General features: G+C 71.9%; 13 protein-coding genes and 1 riboswitch. Of the genes, 8 read left to right on the forward strand and 5 right to left on the reverse strand.

Translation table 11 applies throughout. The features are described from left to right. Nucleotides 1–61 precede the first annotated feature (61 nt). From ACIQVZ_RS20145 to ACIQVZ_RS20155, 3 genes are all read left to right on the forward strand, one after another. Nucleotides 62–214, forward strand: a complete 153-nt coding sequence (locus ACIQVZ_RS20145) for a hypothetical protein (protein WP_402451653.1) — start codon at nucleotides 62–64, stop codon at nucleotides 212–214. A 164-nt stretch (nucleotides 215–378) separates the two neighbouring features. After that, nucleotides 379–981, forward strand: coding sequence for a TetR/AcrR family transcriptional regulator (locus ACIQVZ_RS20150; protein ID WP_402451655.1), 603 nt, complete (start codon nucleotides 379–381; stop codon nucleotides 979–981). 205 nt (nucleotides 982–1,186) lie between these two features. Further along, the gene (locus ACIQVZ_RS20155) at nucleotides 1,187–1,912 is read left to right on the forward strand and encodes an alpha/beta fold hydrolase (protein WP_402451658.1); all 726 of its coding nucleotides are present in this window, start codon (nucleotides 1,187–1,189) and stop codon (nucleotides 1,910–1,912) included. Nucleotides 1,913–1,989: 77 nt separating this feature from the next. Here the strand turns inward: ACIQVZ_RS20155 and ACIQVZ_RS20160 are convergent, their stop codons facing one another. From ACIQVZ_RS20160 to ACIQVZ_RS20175, 4 genes are read right to left on the reverse strand one after another with little or no spacing between them, the layout of a single operon-like run. Then, nucleotides 1,990–2,733 (reverse strand): (2Fe-2S) ferredoxin domain-containing protein, encoded by a 744-nt coding sequence (locus ACIQVZ_RS20160; protein ID WP_402451661.1) that lies wholly within the window; start codon nucleotides 2,731–2,733, stop codon nucleotides 1,990–1,992. Beyond that, entirely contained in the window at nucleotides 2,730–3,548 is an 819-nt protein-coding gene (locus tag ACIQVZ_RS20165) for an ABC transporter ATP-binding protein (protein ID WP_402451663.1), read from the reverse strand. The genes ACIQVZ_RS20160 and ACIQVZ_RS20165 overlap by 4 nt, the downstream gene beginning before the upstream one ends. Then, nucleotides 3,545–4,624, reverse strand: a complete 1,080-nt coding sequence (locus ACIQVZ_RS20170; RefSeq protein WP_350879279.1) for an iron chelate uptake ABC transporter family permease subunit — start codon at nucleotides 4,622–4,624, stop codon at nucleotides 3,545–3,547. Before ACIQVZ_RS20170 ends, ACIQVZ_RS20165 begins: the two co-directional genes overlap by 4 nt. Then, nucleotides 4,621–5,565, reverse strand: coding sequence for an ABC transporter substrate-binding protein (locus ACIQVZ_RS20175; RefSeq protein WP_402451666.1), 945 nt, complete (start codon nucleotides 5,563–5,565; stop codon nucleotides 4,621–4,623). Before ACIQVZ_RS20175 ends, ACIQVZ_RS20170 begins: the two co-directional genes overlap by 4 nt. A gap of 121 nt (nucleotides 5,566–5,686) precedes the next feature. Beyond that, nucleotides 5,687–5,892: riboswitch (cobalamin riboswitch) on the reverse strand. 437 nt (nucleotides 5,893–6,329) lie between these two features. Here ACIQVZ_RS20175 and tkt point away from each other — a divergent pair. Continuing rightward, nucleotides 6,330–8,558: a transketolase gene (gene tkt, locus ACIQVZ_RS20180; protein WP_402451669.1), complete on the forward strand. Its 2,229-nt coding sequence runs from the start codon at nucleotides 6,330–6,332 to the stop codon at nucleotides 8,556–8,558. 312 nt (nucleotides 8,559–8,870) lie between these two features. Then, complete coding sequence (locus tag ACIQVZ_RS20185; RefSeq protein ID WP_350879276.1) at nucleotides 8,871–9,713, forward strand: siderophore-interacting protein; 843 nt, start codon at nucleotides 8,871–8,873, stop codon at nucleotides 9,711–9,713. A 202-nt stretch (nucleotides 9,714–9,915) separates the two neighbouring features. On the opposite strand, the gene ACIQVZ_RS20190 is transcribed toward ACIQVZ_RS20185, so the two are convergent. Continuing rightward, the gene (locus tag ACIQVZ_RS20190; RefSeq protein ID WP_350879275.1) at nucleotides 9,916–10,326 is read right to left on the reverse strand and encodes a helix-turn-helix domain-containing protein; all 411 of its coding nucleotides are present in this window, start codon (nucleotides 10,324–10,326) and stop codon (nucleotides 9,916–9,918) included. Nucleotides 10,327–10,426: 100 nt separating this feature from the next. Between ACIQVZ_RS20190 and ACIQVZ_RS20195 the strand changes: the two genes are divergently transcribed. From ACIQVZ_RS20195 to ACIQVZ_RS20205, 3 genes are all read left to right on the forward strand, one after another. Next, nucleotides 10,427–11,284 (forward strand): alpha/beta fold hydrolase, encoded by an 858-nt coding sequence (locus ACIQVZ_RS20195; RefSeq protein ID WP_402451672.1) that lies wholly within the window; start codon nucleotides 10,427–10,429, stop codon nucleotides 11,282–11,284. Nucleotides 11,285–11,481: 197 nt separating this feature from the next. Then, nucleotides 11,482–13,722, forward strand: a complete 2,241-nt coding sequence (locus ACIQVZ_RS20200; protein ID WP_402451675.1) for a hypothetical protein — start codon at nucleotides 11,482–11,484, stop codon at nucleotides 13,720–13,722. Between the two features lie 589 nt (nucleotides 13,723–14,311). Next, nucleotides 14,312–14,851, forward strand: coding sequence for a GNAT family N-acetyltransferase (locus tag ACIQVZ_RS20205; RefSeq protein WP_402451678.1), 540 nt, complete (start codon nucleotides 14,312–14,314; stop codon nucleotides 14,849–14,851). The last annotated feature ends 11 nt before the right edge of the window (nucleotides 14,852–14,862 follow it).

The raw sequence follows: 14,862 nt of genomic DNA on the forward strand, positions 1-14,862 counted from the left end.
TCAGTAACGTAGTTCGCGGAATCGGTCCGGTCAAGAGCGCAACTTGGGCGCACTCGCGTTATTGACGGCTAACATTGGAGGCATCGCCCTGAGGGAGCAGCGGATCGGGTACCCGACCTCGCCGCTGGGCGCGGCGCCGCCCGGCGCGTCGCAGGATCCGCCGGCCATGCCGGCGGACGCGGGCTTCGCCGGAGTCGTGGACGACGACCGCTGACCCGGGCACTCACCGGCGGCGTCGAGGCCGTCGCACCCGACGGAGTACTCGGCGACCTCCGGGAGATGTCCTCCGAACTGGGGTTTTCCCACCCGCCTGCGGTGGCGGACCTGCCGACCGGGCACGCGACGGCTCGTTATCGGCCGCTCGCATAAACTGCATCCATGACGAGTTCATCCTCTCCTCGTGCTACGGCTCCACGGGGCTCCCGCCGGCAGGAGCTCATCAAGGTCGCCGGTGAGCTGTTCCACGAGCGCGCCTTCGACGCGGTCACGACCGAGATGATCGGTGCGCGCGCCGGAGTGAGCGGTCCCGCGCTCTACCGGCACTTCCCGAGCAAGCAGGCGTTGCTGATCGCCGTACTCGAGGAGCCGCTGAACGATCTCCTGGCGAATGCGCGCAAGACGGTGACCGAGGTGCGGGATCCGCGCCAGGCGCTGGAGGCGATGATCGACTACCACGTCACACGCAGTCTCCAGAACGTTCCGTCCACCCTCGTGTTCCTGAAGAACGAACACAACGTGCCCGACGAGGAACGCCACCGCATGCGGCGACTGATGCGCCTCTACGCCGAGGAGTGGAGCGCCCTCGTGGAGCGGCTCCGCCCCGATCTGTCGGACGCCCAGAACCGCGTCCTGACGCACGCCGTCTTCTCGATGATCAACTCGATTCCGCAGTTCAACAGCGGCCTCGCCCCGGACAGCGTCGCCACGACGATCCGCACCGCCGCGATCAGCGCGTTGCTGGTTCCGCCGGGCACGATCTGAACCGTCTACCGGTGCTGCCGCCCCGACCCCTCACCGGGGTCGATCGAAGGTGTCCACCACCCTGGGGGAAGGCCCGTACGTGACCACCGGCCGGGTGAGCAGCGGCGCCGAGAAGTGCCCTGTTGCCTGTACCTCGTCGGGTGCAGCAGCATGTCTTTCGTGTCCGGACAGTACCGGGGCGCGAAAGAGGAAAGGGCTCTCACTCATGTCCACATTCCTTCTGATACACGGTAGTTGGCACAGCGGGCGCTGCTGGGAGCGGGTGGTGCCGCTGCTGGAGGCGTACGGGCACCGGGTGTTCGCGCCGTCCCTGACCGGCTGCGGGGACAAGGCGCACCTGCTCGGACCGGAGGTGGGACTCGACACGTACGTCGACGACGTGGTCGGGCTGGTCGCCGAACACGACCTCGACGACGTCGTCCTCGTCGGCCACAGCTACGCGGGACTGGTGATCTCCTCCGTGGCCAACCGGATCCCGGAGCGCATCGCACACCTCGTCTACCTCGACGCGCTGGTCCCGCAGGACGGCGAGTCCGCGGTCGACGTCCAACCCGTGGGGCGGCGGATGATCGAGCTCGCCGAGAAGTCCGAGAGCGGCTGGCGCGTCCCTCCGATGCCCGAGCTGCCCGCGCCCCTCGGCCTGTTCGGCGTCACGGACCCGGCGGACGTGGCCTGGCTGCGCGAGACGCTCACGGACCAGACGGTGCGCTGCCTTCGGCAACCCGTGCGACTGGACAACCCGGCGGCGGACGCGATCGCGCGCACGCACATCCACAACGTCGGCCCCACGCCGCCGGGCATCACCCGCCGCCCCGTCCCCCCGGTCCAGCCCAACGGCTCTGCCGCGCAGGTCTGGGAGCTGCTGACCGGCCACGACTGCATGATCACCATGCCGAGGGAACTGAGTGAACTGCTCCTCAAGCTCGCCTGAGCAGCACATCGTCGACCTGAGGTGATCTCGGTCTGCGGGTCGGGGCACGGGCTCAGGCCTGAGCCTCGTGGTCGCGATCAGTCGTCGTGGTGGTCCGCCTGCTCCTTCCTGTGCCGGGGGAGTCGGTGGGACTCGACCGGTCGTCCGCCGGCGAGGTGCTCGGTGACGATGCGGCCGGCGACAGCCGGATCGACCTTCCCGTACCAGACGTCGTCCGGCTGCACGCTGGCGACGGGGGCCTGGTTGCAGGGGAACTGGCACCCCGTCTGGGTGACGAGCACGTCGTCGTCGCCGAGGCCGTGCTCGGTCAGTTTCTGCACCAGGGCGCGTAGTCCCTCCTCCGCGCCCTTGGCCGCGCAACGCGGGCCGCGGCACACCAGGACCTGGTGCCGGTGGCCGGGGACGTCCTCCCAGGCCGCGGACGTGAGGCCGGGCTCCTCGCCGGTGATGGCCTTCGTCACCGCGGCCACCGCGGGGACCGCGTCCGGTGCGTCGGCGAGGCGGGTCGCGACGAGGAGTTCGGGGCGGTGGCCCGCGCGCTCGCGCCACCAGTGCGCCGCGATCCGCCGCAGCCAGGACTGGGCCGGGCCGGAGGCCGCGAGGCGGACGCCGATCACGACCACGGTCTCGGCGCCCGCGTCGGCCAGCCTGGTCAGCTCGGCCGACAGGGAGGGGTCTGCCTGCTGCAGGAACGCGATCGAGGCCTGGTGCGACGCCGCTGTCCGGAGGAGTTCGTCACGACGGACGGCTTCCCCGATCGACATGCCGACCAGGAGCGTGGCACTGCGGCGGGCGAGCACGCCCGGGACGGGGAGGGTCATGGTGTTGTCCCTTCGGGGAGCAGTCCGTTCCACCGGATGTGCGGTCTGTCGTGCCGGGGGTGTCGTTCCACGGTGACGTCGACGCCGTAGACGTGCGCGATCGTCGGCGAGGTGAGCACGTCCGAGCTGGGCCCGTGGGCGACCAGCCGGCCGTCGAGCAGGACGGCGACCTCGTCGCAGTAGGCGGCGGCGAGTTCGAGGTCGTGCAGCGCGGCTACCGTGGTGACGCCCAGCCCGCGTACGGTGTCGAGGAAGCCGAGTTGGTGGCGCAGGTCGAGGTGGTTGGTGGGCTCGTCGAGCAGGAGCACGCCGGGCTCCTGCACCAGTGCCCGCGCGAGCTGGACCCGCTGCCGCTCGCCACCCGACAGCGTCGGCCAGGACCGGTCGAGCAGGTGGCCGACGTCGGCCGCGGCAACGGCATCGGCGAACACGGACCGCTCGTGGGCGTCGGTGGCGGAGTTCGCCGGCACGGGCCAGCGGCTGCGGTGCGGTGTGCGTCCGAGCTCGATGACCTGACGGACCGGCAGCGACAGCCGGGTGTCCGCCTGCTGCTCCATGAAGGCCACCTGCCGTGCTCGTCGGCGGGCCGTGAGTGCGTGGAGATCCTCTCCGTCCAGGAGGACGCGCCCCTCGCTCGGCCGGGTCAGTCCGGCGACCGCGCGCAGCAAGGTGGTCTTCCCGGCGCCGTTGGGCCCGAGCAGGCCGGTGATCCGGCCGGGGGCGAACGCGAGCGAGACCGCGTCCAGCAGGGTGGCTCCGCCGATGCGCACTCGAAGTCCCTCCGCGCGCAGCTCGGCGGGGGGCGTCACCGTCACTGCCCCCTCCCGTCGGCCCGCCCCTGGCGCCACAGCAGCCAGGCGAAGAAGGGCGCTCCGAGTCCGGCCGTGATGACGCCGACGGGGATCTCCCGGTCGGGGAGGACCGAGCGCGCCACGATGTCGCTGCCCACCAGGAGGGACGCGCCCACCAGTGCCGACACGGGCAGCAGGAGGGCGTGGCGCGGGCCGCAGACGAGCCGGACGACATGCGGTACGACCAGGCCGAGGAACCCGATGACGCCGGTGTGGGCGACCAGGCACGCGGTCACCAGGGCGGCGGTGGCGACGAGGACCCAGCGGGTGCGCTCGACGTGGACGCCGAGGGAGCGGGCGGCGGTCTCGCCGAAGGCGAAGGCGTCCAGGTCGCGGGCCGAGGAGGCCAGGACCGTGACACCGGCCAGCGCGACCGCGGTCAGGAAGACGGCGGTGGGCCACCGCACGCCGGCGACCGAGCCCAGCGTCCACTCCATGACACCGCGCGCCGCGTTGCGGTCCCCGAGGACCATCACCACGAACGAGGTGTAGGCCCCGCACATCTGTCCCACCGCGATGCCGGCGAGCACGGTCCGGGTGGTCGGTAGCGATCGGGTGCGGGCGCCGGCCAGTGCCAGGACGACGACGGCGGCGAGCAGGGCACCGGCGAAGGCCGCCGTCGCGACCGCGCCGGTGCCCACGGCGCCGGACACGCCGACGCCGAGGACGATCACGGTGACCGCGCCGGCGGCGGCTCCGTCGGAGATCCCGAGCAGGAAGGGATCGGCCAGGTCGTTGCCGGTCAGCGTCTGCAGCACCGCGCCGCAGACCGCGAGGCCGGCGCCGGTGGCGGCCGCTCCCAGGACCCGGGGCAGCCGCAGCTGCCAGACGATCTGGTCGTCCAGCAGCGTGACGTTCGGGTCGCCCAGCCCGAGACGGCGCAGGACGACGTCGATCACCGTCCGGACCGGTTCGTGTTGCGAGCCCACGGCCAGGCCGAGGAGCACGGTGGCCAGGAGCAGGGCCGCACCGACGGCCAGGGCCGCCGTCGCGCGGCCCTGACCGGAGCGCCGCGCGACGGGGTGGGGCGCGGTGGTCATGAACCCGGGTGCAGTTGGCCCAGTCCCGCGGACACCTTGGCGGCGCCGTCGGCGAGCAGCACGCCGGGAGTCGACTCCGAGAACGGCACCACCACGAAGGCCTTGCGCTGCACGGCGGTGAGCTTGCTCAGCACCGGGTCGTTCGCCAAGTAGTCGATCTTGGACTGGGCCGTGTCCCAGCCGGCGTCCGCGAGCACGATGGCGTCCGGGTCCGCCGCGACGACCTTCTCCCAGCTCACGTTCTGCCAGCCACCGGGCAGGTCCGCGAAGACGTTGCGGGCGCCCACGGCGTCGAGCACGAGTTGAGGTCCGCCGTGGCCGGCGCCGACGAACGGCGCCTTGGTGTCCGAGTCGAACCACAGGACCTTCAGGTCCTTGCCCGCGGCCGTCGCCGTCAACTGGGCCAGCTGCTGCTCCTGCTGCTGCCGGATCGCGGTGGCCCGCTCCGTGACACCGAAGACCTTGGCGACGTCGTTCAGTTCGCCCCACACCGCCTGCCAGGTCGTCGGCGCCACCTGGCTCTTGTCCGAGCAGCCGAACGGGGACAGGTACGACGGGATGCCCTGGCCGCGCAGTTCCTCCCGGGTGCCCGCGACCTTGTCGGTGAACGCGCTGGAGTAGGAGGCGTACAGGAAGTCGGGACGGGCCGCGAGGAGCTTCTCCTTCGTCGGGTAGTCCTTGGAGAGCACCGGGACGGAGTCGTAGGCCGCCTTCCACTTCTCCGGGACGGAGTCGTCGAGGTAGGCGGTACCGGCCATGCGGGACTGCAGGCCGAGGGCCAGGGCCACTTCGGTGGCACCCTGGTTGAGCGTCACCAGCCGGTCGGGCGGCGCGCCGACCGTGACGGTGGTCCCGCAGTTGTCGACGCTGACCGGCGCGGCAGTTCCGGTCGTCCCGCCGGACGTGGCGGGCGCGGGGGCGCCCGTGCAGGCTCCGAGCATGCCGACGAACAGGACGGCCGCGACCGTCCGGCCGACACGTATCGGACCTGTGGGACGTACGGAACATATGGAACGGAACGGATGCGGCAGACCGCTGGGCACGTGTTCTCCAAAACCCTCGTGGAACATGTAGCGCCGTGGCCGGTCTCCTGGCTTCCGCATCGACACGCCGCGGCCGACCTTCCCGGACGGCTCTTCCAGCCCGCCCAGTGGCCCTGACCGCTGGAAAAGCCGGTCAGCGAGGGCCGCGGAACTCCGCGGCAACAGTGGCGAGGGCCGCACCGGACTCAGACCGGTTTCCCGTACACCACGGCGATGGAAAGGTATCAGGCGTGGTCAGGTCGGTGCTGGCCAGCCCAAGGGATGATCGTCTGGACCGTTCCCGGGGTTGCGGGAGGGATCGGCCACGGGGCCCGGCCAGGGGTCTCAGGTGCGGGCGGAGACGTGGCCGGTCGTCGGCGTCGAGCGGATCGAGCACGCCGTCACCGACCCTGCTCGGCGGCGGAGGCACCGTGCCGTCGAAGGGGGGCCCGCGCACGCCCTCCCGCGGACCTGCGACGGGTGGTCAGGGGTGTGTTCCCCCACTTCGGGGGCAAGCGACGAGGCGGAGCGGCTCACCGAAAGGGTGTGTCGTGCCGGACAGCGCGCCACCCCTGGGCATAGTTCGTACATCACCAGCAACCACGCGGGCGACGGCCCGGCGGTCGTGCCCGCCCAGTGCCGCAGGAACGATGGACGACAAGCCGAGACGAAGGAGCAACGGCATGGCGAACGACCAGAACGACGCTACCGCGCGGCGCGACGAATCCCTCGCGGATCCGGTGGCAGGGCGGGCAGGGTGGGACGAGGTCGACGCGCGGGCGGTGGACACCGTGCGGCTGCTGGCCGCCGACGCGGTGCAGAAGGTCGGCAACGGCCATCCGGGCACCGCGATGAGCCTGGCCCCACTGGCGTACCTGCTGTTCCAGAACGTCATGCGCCACGACCCCGGCGACGACCGGTGGCTGGGACGGGACCGCTTCGTGCTCTCCTGCGGCCACTCCAGCCTGACCCTCTACATCCAGCTCTACCTGGCCGGCTACGGCCTGGAACTCTCGGACCTGCAGGCCTACCGGACCTGGGACTCCGCCACCCCCGGGCACCCCGAACACCGGCACACCCCCGGCGTGGAGATGACCACCGGCCCGCTGGGCCAGGGCCTGGCCAGCGCGGTGGGCATGGCGATGGCCGCCCGCCGCGAACGCGGTCTCCTCGACCCGGACGCCGAAGCGGGCACCAGCCCCTTCGACCATCACGTCTACGTGATCGCCTCCGACGGAGACCTGATGGAGGGCGTCACCGGCGAGGCCGCCTCCCTGGCAGGGCACCAGGAACTCGGCGACCTCATCGTCTTCTACGACTCCAACCACATCTCCATCGAGGACGACACCGACATCTCCTTCAGCGAGGATGTCCCGGCCCGCTACGCCGCTTACGGCTGGCACGTGCAGACCGTGGACTGGACGCGCACCGGCCGCTACGTCGAGGACGTCGACGCGCTCCTGGCGGCCACCCGCGCCGCCCGGCAGGAGACCGGCCGCCCTTCGCTGATCATGCTGCGCACCGTGATCGGCTGGCCCGCCCCGACCAAGCAGGACAGCGGCAAGGCCCACGGATCCGCGCTGGGCGAGGACGAGGTCGCCGCCACCAAGCGGCTGCTGGGCTTCGACCCCGAAGAGCACTTCATCGTCGAGGAGGACGTCCTGGGCCGCACACGCGAGGCCGCCGACCGCGGCCGGCAGGTGCACGCCGAGTGGGACGAGAGGTTCGCGGCCTGGCGCACGGCGAACCCCGAGCGCGCCGTCCTGCTGGACCGACTGCGGGAGCAGCGGCTGCCCGACGGCTGGGCGGACGTCCTGCCGACCTTTCCCCCCGACGCCAAGGGCATGGCCACCCGCGCCGCCTCGGGCGAGGTCCTCACCGCGCTGGCCCCGGTCCTGCCCGAGCTGTGGGGCGGCTCCGCCGACCTGGCCGGCAGCAACAACACCACCATGGTCGGCCAGCCGTCCTTCGTCCCGACCGGCCGCCAGACAAAGAACTGGAAGGGCGGCCCCTACGGGCGCACCCTGCACTTCGGCATCCGTGAACACGCCATGGGCGCGATCCTCAACGGCATCGCCCTGGACGGCCTGACCCGCCCCTACGGCGGCACGTTCCTGACCTTCTCCGACTACATGCGCCCCGCCGTCCGGCTGGCCGCCCTGATGCGACTGCCGGTCACGTACGTCTGGACCCACGACTCCATCGGCCTGGGCGAGGACGGCCCCACCCACCAGCCCGTCGAACACCTGGCCGCACTGCGGGCCATCCCCGGTCTGGACGTCGTGCGCCCAGCCGACGCCAACGAAACCACCGCGTGCTGGCGCACCGTCCTCGAACACCGCGACCGCCCGGCCGGACTGGTCCTCAGTCGCCAGAACCTGCCTGTCCTCGACCGCGACAGCGGCGAGTTCGCCCCCGCACGGGAAGCGGCTCGGGGCGGGTACGTCCTGGCCGAGGCTCCGGGCGGCGCGACGCCGGACGTCATCCTCATCGCGACGGGCTCCGAGGTGCACCTCGCCCTGGAGGCCCGCACCCTGCTGGCGGCCGGGGGACTCGCGGTGCGGGTGGTGTCGATGCCCTGCCGGGAGTGGTTCGCCGCCCAGCCCCAGGACTACCAGGACCAGGTCCTGCCCCCGGACGTACGGGCCCGGGTGAGCGTCGAGGCCGCCATCGGACAGGGCTGGCGGGAGATGGTGGGCGACGCCGGACGGATCGTCAGCCTGGAGCACTACGGCGCGTCCGCCGACTACCAGCGCCTGTACACCGAGTTCGGCATCACCCCCCAGGCGATCGCCGCAGCCGCCCGCGACAGCGTCCTCGACACCCGGCGGGCACCGCGGCCCGGCGGCCACCGGCAGACCTCCACCCCGACCGCAGGTGGCACCAGGGACATCAGCCGCTCCGGCACTTGAACGGTGGGCAGGAGGCCGATGTCCGCTTCGCGCGGCCCGGCACCGTCGGCACGCTCCTGGTGATCAGAGTGTCGTGGGGCTGGTGGCGGTGGCCGCCGAGACGTCGCCGAAGCCGGCCGGCAGACCGGTCAGGGCGGCATCCGCAGGTCCTTGCCGCGTCCGCGACCCGCGCCAGGGCTGCCAGGGCTGTGGCGTACCCGGTCGTGGGCGGAATGGGGATCGGCTGCCGTCCCTGGGCCGAGCATCGCCTCAAGGGTGCTAACTTAGGCAAGCCTAACCGAGAAGCGCGACCACACAGCCCAGGGGGGCACCATGGCAGACCAACCGACCCGCCGGACACCGCAGGCCCGCGAAGCACAGGTGCTGCGCACCGAGCGGATCACACCGCACATGGTGCGCCTGGTCCTCGGCGGTGCGGGGTTGGAGGACTTCGACGCCACCGAGTTCACCGACCACTACGTCAAGGTGCTCTTCGCGCCCGAGGGCGTGAGCTACCCGGAGCCCTTCGACATGGCGCGGATCCGCGAGGAGTTCCCGCCCGAGCAGCGGCCGATCACCCGGACGTACACCGTGCGGGCCTGGGACCCGGCCCTGCGCGAGCTGACCATCGACTTCGTGGTGCACGGCGACGAGGGCCTGGCCGGGCCGTGGGCGGCCCGCGCGCAGCCCGGCGAGACGGTGCGCTTCCTGGGCCCCGGTGGCGGCTACGCCCCCGACGCGAGCGCCGACTGGCACCTGCTGGTGGGCGACGAGAGCGCGCTGCCCGCGATCGCCGCGGCGCTGGAACGGATGCCGGCCGATGCCGTCGTGCACGCCTTCATCGAGGTCGCGGACGCCGCGGAGGAGCAGAAGATCGTCTCGCCCGCCGGGGCCGAGATCAGCTGGCTGCACCGCGGCGCCCGCCCGGTGGGCGAGGCGCTGGTCGAGGCGGTGGGCGCGCTGGAATTCCCCGCCGGCACGGCATCCGCGTTCGTGCACGGCGAGGCCGGCTTCGTGAAGGAACTGCGGCGCCTGCTGCGCCTGGAGCGGGGCATCCCGCGCGAGCGGATGTCGGTCTCGGGCTACTGGCGGTCCGGTCAGAGCGACGAGGCCTGGCGGGCGGCCAAGCGCGAGTGGAACGCCCAGGTGGAGGCCGAGCAGGAGTCGGCCGGCTGATCCGCGCCGCCGGGTAGCCGCCCGCCCCACCAACCTCTGCCCGCCCTCCGTCCCCGCGCCATCCACCTGGTGCGGGGACCGGTCTCGGACCGGGTGGTCCAGGGAGCAGGGTCCGCCGCCTTGTCGGGCGTGGCGGCAGGGTGGCGACGCCGGCCGCATCGAGCACCCGAGCCAACCGGTACTGAGCGCGGAACCGGCCTGCCTATCCCTCATCGACCTCCTGGTCGCCGGCTTCGTTGGCGCGGTCTATCTCGGCCATGTGCTCTTCCGCCCAGGTCCGCAGCCCCGCGAGCGCGGCTTCCAGGGACAGCCCGAGTCCGGTGAGTCGGTAGAAGACCCGTGGCGGCACGGTCGGTTCGACCCGACGCGACACCAGCCCGTCGCGGGTCAGGCTTCGCAGCGTCACGGACAGCATCTTCTGCGAGACGCCGGGCATTCGGCGTCTCAGCTCTGCGAAGCGCACCTCGTCCGGTGCGGCATCGGCGAGCGTCTTGACGGCCATGGACGTCCACTTCGTACCGATGCGGTCCAGCAACTGCCGCGTCGGGCAATGGGGATCGAACAGATCGCCGCGTACCCCACGACCGGCGGCCCGTGCTCCTGGGGTGGTCACCCGTGGCTCACCACCTTCCCTGAAAGTGCCGTCTAGGAAGCGGTCGGACAGTTACCTATCGTTCTGTGGTCACCAATGGTAACCAGTCGGAGGAGCCGTCATGCCCGTCACCACCGCACACCAACTGCGCCGCATCGCGACGAACGGCGTCCAACTCAACGTCGCCATCGCCGGGGACGGACCCGCGGTTCTCCTGCTGCACGGCTTCCCGCACACCTGGCAACTGTGGAGCGGCATCATGGGCCGACTGGCCGGACGGTACCGGGTCATCGCCCCGGACCTGCGAGGCTTCGGTGCCAGTACACGTGCCGTCGAGGGTTACGACGCAGGCACCCTGGCCGCCGACGCCGAAGGGCTGCTCGACGCACTCGGCGAGCCCTCGGCGGCGGTGGTCGGCATCGACGCGGGCACCGCCCCCGCCGTCCTGCTCGCGCTGCGCCGGCCCGGCCTCGTCCGGCGCCTGGTCGTCATGGAGGCACTGCTCGGCCGCCTGCCCGGAGTCGAACACGTCGTCGCGGGCGGCGCCCCGTGGTGGTTCGGCTTCCACGCCGTCCCCGGCCTCGCCGAGACCGTCCTGGCCGGCAACGAGGCCCCGTACATCGACTGGTTCCTCGACTCGGGGACGCTCGGGCGAGGAGTACCCGACGACATCCGTGCGGCCTTCGTCCACGCGTACACCGGGAGCGAGGCCCTTCGCTGCGCGTTCTCCTACTACCGGGCCCTGCCCACCAGCGCGCAGCAGATCCTGGACGCCGCCGCGACGGCTCGGCTGACCATGCCCACCATGGCCGTCGGCTCTCACCCCGTCGGCACCGGGCTCGAACGCCAACTCCGCCCCATCGCCGACGACCTGGTCGGACACCATCTCCAGGACTGCGGCCACATCATCCCCCTCGACCGCCCCGACGCCTTGTTCGCGCTCCTTGCTCCCTTCCTGTCCGCCGATCTGCCCAAGTGACCGGAGCGGGCGGGAAACGTAGCCGGCGGTGTCCGCGTCGAGCATGACCATGGTGTGGTCCTCAATGCCCAGGCCTCGGGACCTGCCCCGTGTTTCCCGGGCGACTCGGACAGGACGAACCGCAGTCGCCCGACGGCCAGGTTCGTAACAGCCTGTCTTGACGATGAATACTTAGAGTGACTGCTATATGTGAGGGTATGACACATGAACAGCACTCAGCCCCTCCTGGACAGCGCCCGCGGCGCGTCCGGACGGCCCGGCTCGCCGCAGGGGCCCTGGCCCTGATCATGGGCGCCGGAATTCCCCTGGGCCTGGACACCGGCGCCCAGTCACAGCCCCGGGCCGGCGGCTCGCCCCTGGTCAGCGAGACGTTCACCCAGGCCACCGCCCCGGAGTTCACCGGCGTGGGGTCGGCCTGCCTCACCGGCGCGCCGGCTGCCGCCGCGCCCGGCCCCGGGGACCATCCGCTCGGCGGCTGCCCGGGCGGCGTGGGTCCGGTGCCGCCCCCCGACGGCGCGCCGCACGGCTACCTGCGGCTGACGGACGCGTCCAACGACCAGGCCGGCGCGGTCCTCTACAACCACGCGCTGCCCGCCAACCAGGGCCTCGATGTCACCTTCGACCAGTGGCAGTACGGGAGCACGACCCCGGCCAACCCCGCCGACGGCATCTCGTTCTTCCTGGTGAACGGCGACGGCGCGCTGACCCACCCCGGCGCCTTCGGCGGCAGCCTCGGATACGCGCAGAAGCTTCCCGACGACGACCCCACCGCCACCTTCCTGCCCGGTGTGGACCGCGGCTACCTGGGCGTGGGGCTCGATGTCCTCGGGAACTACTTCGGCGACTGGGAGCACCGCGGCAACGGCTGCCCCACCCGCTCGCCCGCCGGGACGGCGTTCCGCGTCCCCGGCCCCGGGGCCAACATGGTCACGGTGCGCGGCCCGGGCGACGGGATCGAGGGCTACTGCTTCCTGACCGCCACCACCAGCAACTTCAGCACCACCCCACCCTGGCCGTCGACGCTCCCGGGCACCCTGCAAGGACCGCTCACCACGCTGCCCCCGGGGGCCACCCCCGTCCAGGCCGAGACCGCGCTCGAACCCTCGCGCCGCCGGGTCCACGTCGAGCTCACCCCGACGCCCGACCCGGTGCTCACCGTGTCGGTCGACTTCAACGACGGCACCGGCTCCCACCAGGTGCTCAGCACACCCGCCCCGCAACCGGTGCCCGCCACCTACAAGTTCGGGTTCGCGGCCTCCACCGGCCTGTTCACCGACGTGCACCTCATCCGCAACGTGGTGGTGAGCAGCAACCAGCCGCTGCCGCAGCTGAACCTCGTCAAGCAGGTCCGGCAGCCGCTGCCCGGTGACCTGGTGGCCGGGACGCGGGTGCCGTACGACTTCGTGGTCACCAACTCCGGTGCCACGGACATCACCGGCCTCGCCGTCCACGACCCGAAGGTCGGCCCGGTCTCGTGTCCCACGACGACGCTCGCGAGCGGCCATACGGTCACCTGCACCGCCACCTACACCGTCACCGCCGCCGACGTGACCCACGGTTCCATCGACAACACCGCTACTGCGACCGGCACTTCCGATGGCCAGCCGGTCTCCTCGCCGCCGTCCTCGCAGAGCGTGCCGATCGAACGGCCGCCCGGCCTCGCCATCGAGAAGCAGGCGCACACGCCCGGCCCCTACGCGGCCGGGCAGACGGTCACCTTCCGCTACATCGTCCAGAACACCGGGGGCACCGAGCTGACCGGCGTCCACGTGACCGACGACCACGTCGCCGACATCACCTGTGCCTCGACCACACTCGCCCCGGCGGAGAGCCCGGGCGACCGCACCACCTGCCACGGCACATACACGATCACCGAGAACGACGCTGCGGCCGGCTCCGTCACCAACACCGCCACCGCCACCGGTACGGCGAACGGCCACCCGGTCACGTCCCCGCAAACCCAGCTGACGCTGCCGATCGGGGAGCCGCACCTCACCCTGAAGAAGCGGGTCCTCTCGCACGGCCCCTACGCCGTCGGCGACACGGTGGAGTACTCCTACACGGTCACCAACACCGGCAGCACCGACCTGAACGGCGTGCTGGTCGACGACGATCGCATCGCCAGCGTCAGCTGCGAGGCGACCACGCTGACGCCGGGGGCCGGCACCACCTGCCACGGCACCTACACCATCACCCTGGCCGACATCGAAGCCTGCAAGGCGGCCCACCACCGCGGCGGCGCCGAGAAGGGCTGCGACATCACCAACGTGGCGTTCGCGGCGGCCACCGATCCGCACGGGAACCCGATCGTCAGCGAACCCGCCAAGGCCACCATCACCGTGGGGGAGAAGAAGGACTCCTACTGCCACAAGCACCCCGGCCACGGCCACTGCCGCAAGGGGCTGACCGAGCCAGCGACCGACCAGGAGAACGACTGACGATACCCGGCCCTCGCGTCCCCTCCTCTCCCGGCGTCCTCCCGCTCGGCGTTCGCGCACCGCGTTCCCGCACCGCTTCGTCCAGCGCCCGGGCCGGTCGACGTTCCACCTCTGCGGCCCGGCCTCGGTGACGGCCGACCACGAGCTGACGTCCGGGCAGTAGCCGGTCGACTGGTTGCCCACCTCGTCGACCGCCCACCGCCCGGACCCCTCGCGGAAACCGATCTCGCCGACGCTCAGGACCACGTCTCCACCGGCGGCGGGTCCGGCGTTGTCCTTCCCCGTGAGGCTCGCCGTCCCCGCTGTTGCCGTTGTTTCCGTCGAGACCGGAAATTCTTCGGCGCGCCCCCGCCCGGGCGACCGCGTTCAGGCCTCCAGGACAGGAGGATTTCCCGTCCCGCTCGGGGAGGGGAAGTCGGCGGGGTTGTCGATGCTGCGGGACTGCTCGGTGAACTCGCCGGCGGGGAACTCGCCGGCCTGCCGCCGGCCGTCCCGGCGATGTCAGCCGTCCCGGCGGTGCCCGCCGCCCTGGGGCGCTGTGTCCCGGGGTGCCGGGTCGGTTGGGTTGACCACCTGTTAGCGTGCGCGAATGGAAGATCTGGGAGCTGTGGTCTGGCCGCCTGAGCCGGTCAGGACCGGGAGGCTCGTGCTCCGTGAGTCCGAGATCCGGGACCGTGCGGAGTTCATCGAGCTGCTCGCCTCGCCGGAGGTGCACGCCTACCTCGGTGGCCCCCGGCCGCGTGACGAGCTTGAGCGCGAGATGCCCGGGGCGCCGGAGCGGTGGCCCGGGAGTTTCGTCGTCGACCTCGACGGGTCGATGATCGGCCAGATCCTGCTCAGGAGGGCGACGGGGCACCGCCGTCCGGCTGCCGCGGGGAAGATCGATCTCGGCTACCTGTTCCTGCCGCAGGCGTGGGGATTCGGGTACGCCACCGAGGCGTGCGCGGCGGCACTCGGCTGGCTCGCCGACGCGCTTCCCGGCGAGCCGGTGGTGCTCACCACCCAGAGCGCCAACGTCGGCTCGATGCGTCTGGCGGCGAAGCTGGGGTTCACCGAGCTGGAGCGGTTCGAGGCCTGGGGCGCCGAGCAGTGGCTTGGCATGCGCTCCCCGGCCACGTCGTCCGATTGAGTCTGCGACGC

Source organism: Kitasatospora sp. NPDC098663 (assembly GCF_044760075.1).
In the GTDB taxonomy this organism is placed as follows: Bacteria; Actinomycetota; Actinomycetes; order Streptomycetales; family Streptomycetaceae; genus Kitasatospora.

Bases quoted from the DNA above. Each gene is read 5' to 3' on its own strand.
- ACIQVZ_RS20175 (WP_402451666.1), bottom strand. From the start codon at position 5,565: ATGCTCGGAGCCTGCACGGGCGCCCCCGCGCCCGCCACGTCCGGCGGG.
- ACIQVZ_RS20155 (WP_402451658.1), top strand. From the start codon at position 1,187: ATGTCCACATTCCTTCTGATACACGGTAGTTGGCACAGCGGGCGCTGC.
- tkt (WP_402451669.1), top strand. From the start codon at position 6,330: ATGGCGAACGACCAGAACGACGCTACCGCGCGGCGCGACGAATCCCTC.
- ACIQVZ_RS20195 (WP_402451672.1), top strand. From the start codon at position 10,427: ATGCCCGTCACCACCGCACACCAACTGCGCCGCATCGCGACGAACGGC.
- ACIQVZ_RS20200 (WP_402451675.1), top strand. From the start codon at position 11,482: ATGACACATGAACAGCACTCAGCCCCTCCTGGACAGCGCCCGCGGCGC.
- ACIQVZ_RS20160 (WP_402451661.1), bottom strand. From the start codon at position 2,733: ATGACCCTCCCCGTCCCGGGCGTGCTCGCCCGCCGCAGTGCCACGCTC.
- ACIQVZ_RS20170 (WP_350879279.1), bottom strand. From the start codon at position 4,624: ATGACCACCGCGCCCCACCCCGTCGCGCGGCGCTCCGGTCAGGGCCGC.
- ACIQVZ_RS20185 (WP_350879276.1), top strand. From the start codon at position 8,871: ATGGCAGACCAACCGACCCGCCGGACACCGCAGGCCCGCGAAGCACAG.
- ACIQVZ_RS20150 (WP_402451655.1), top strand. From the start codon at position 379: ATGACGAGTTCATCCTCTCCTCGTGCTACGGCTCCACGGGGCTCCCGC.
- ACIQVZ_RS20205 (WP_402451678.1), top strand. From the start codon at position 14,312: ATGGAAGATCTGGGAGCTGTGGTCTGGCCGCCTGAGCCGGTCAGGACC.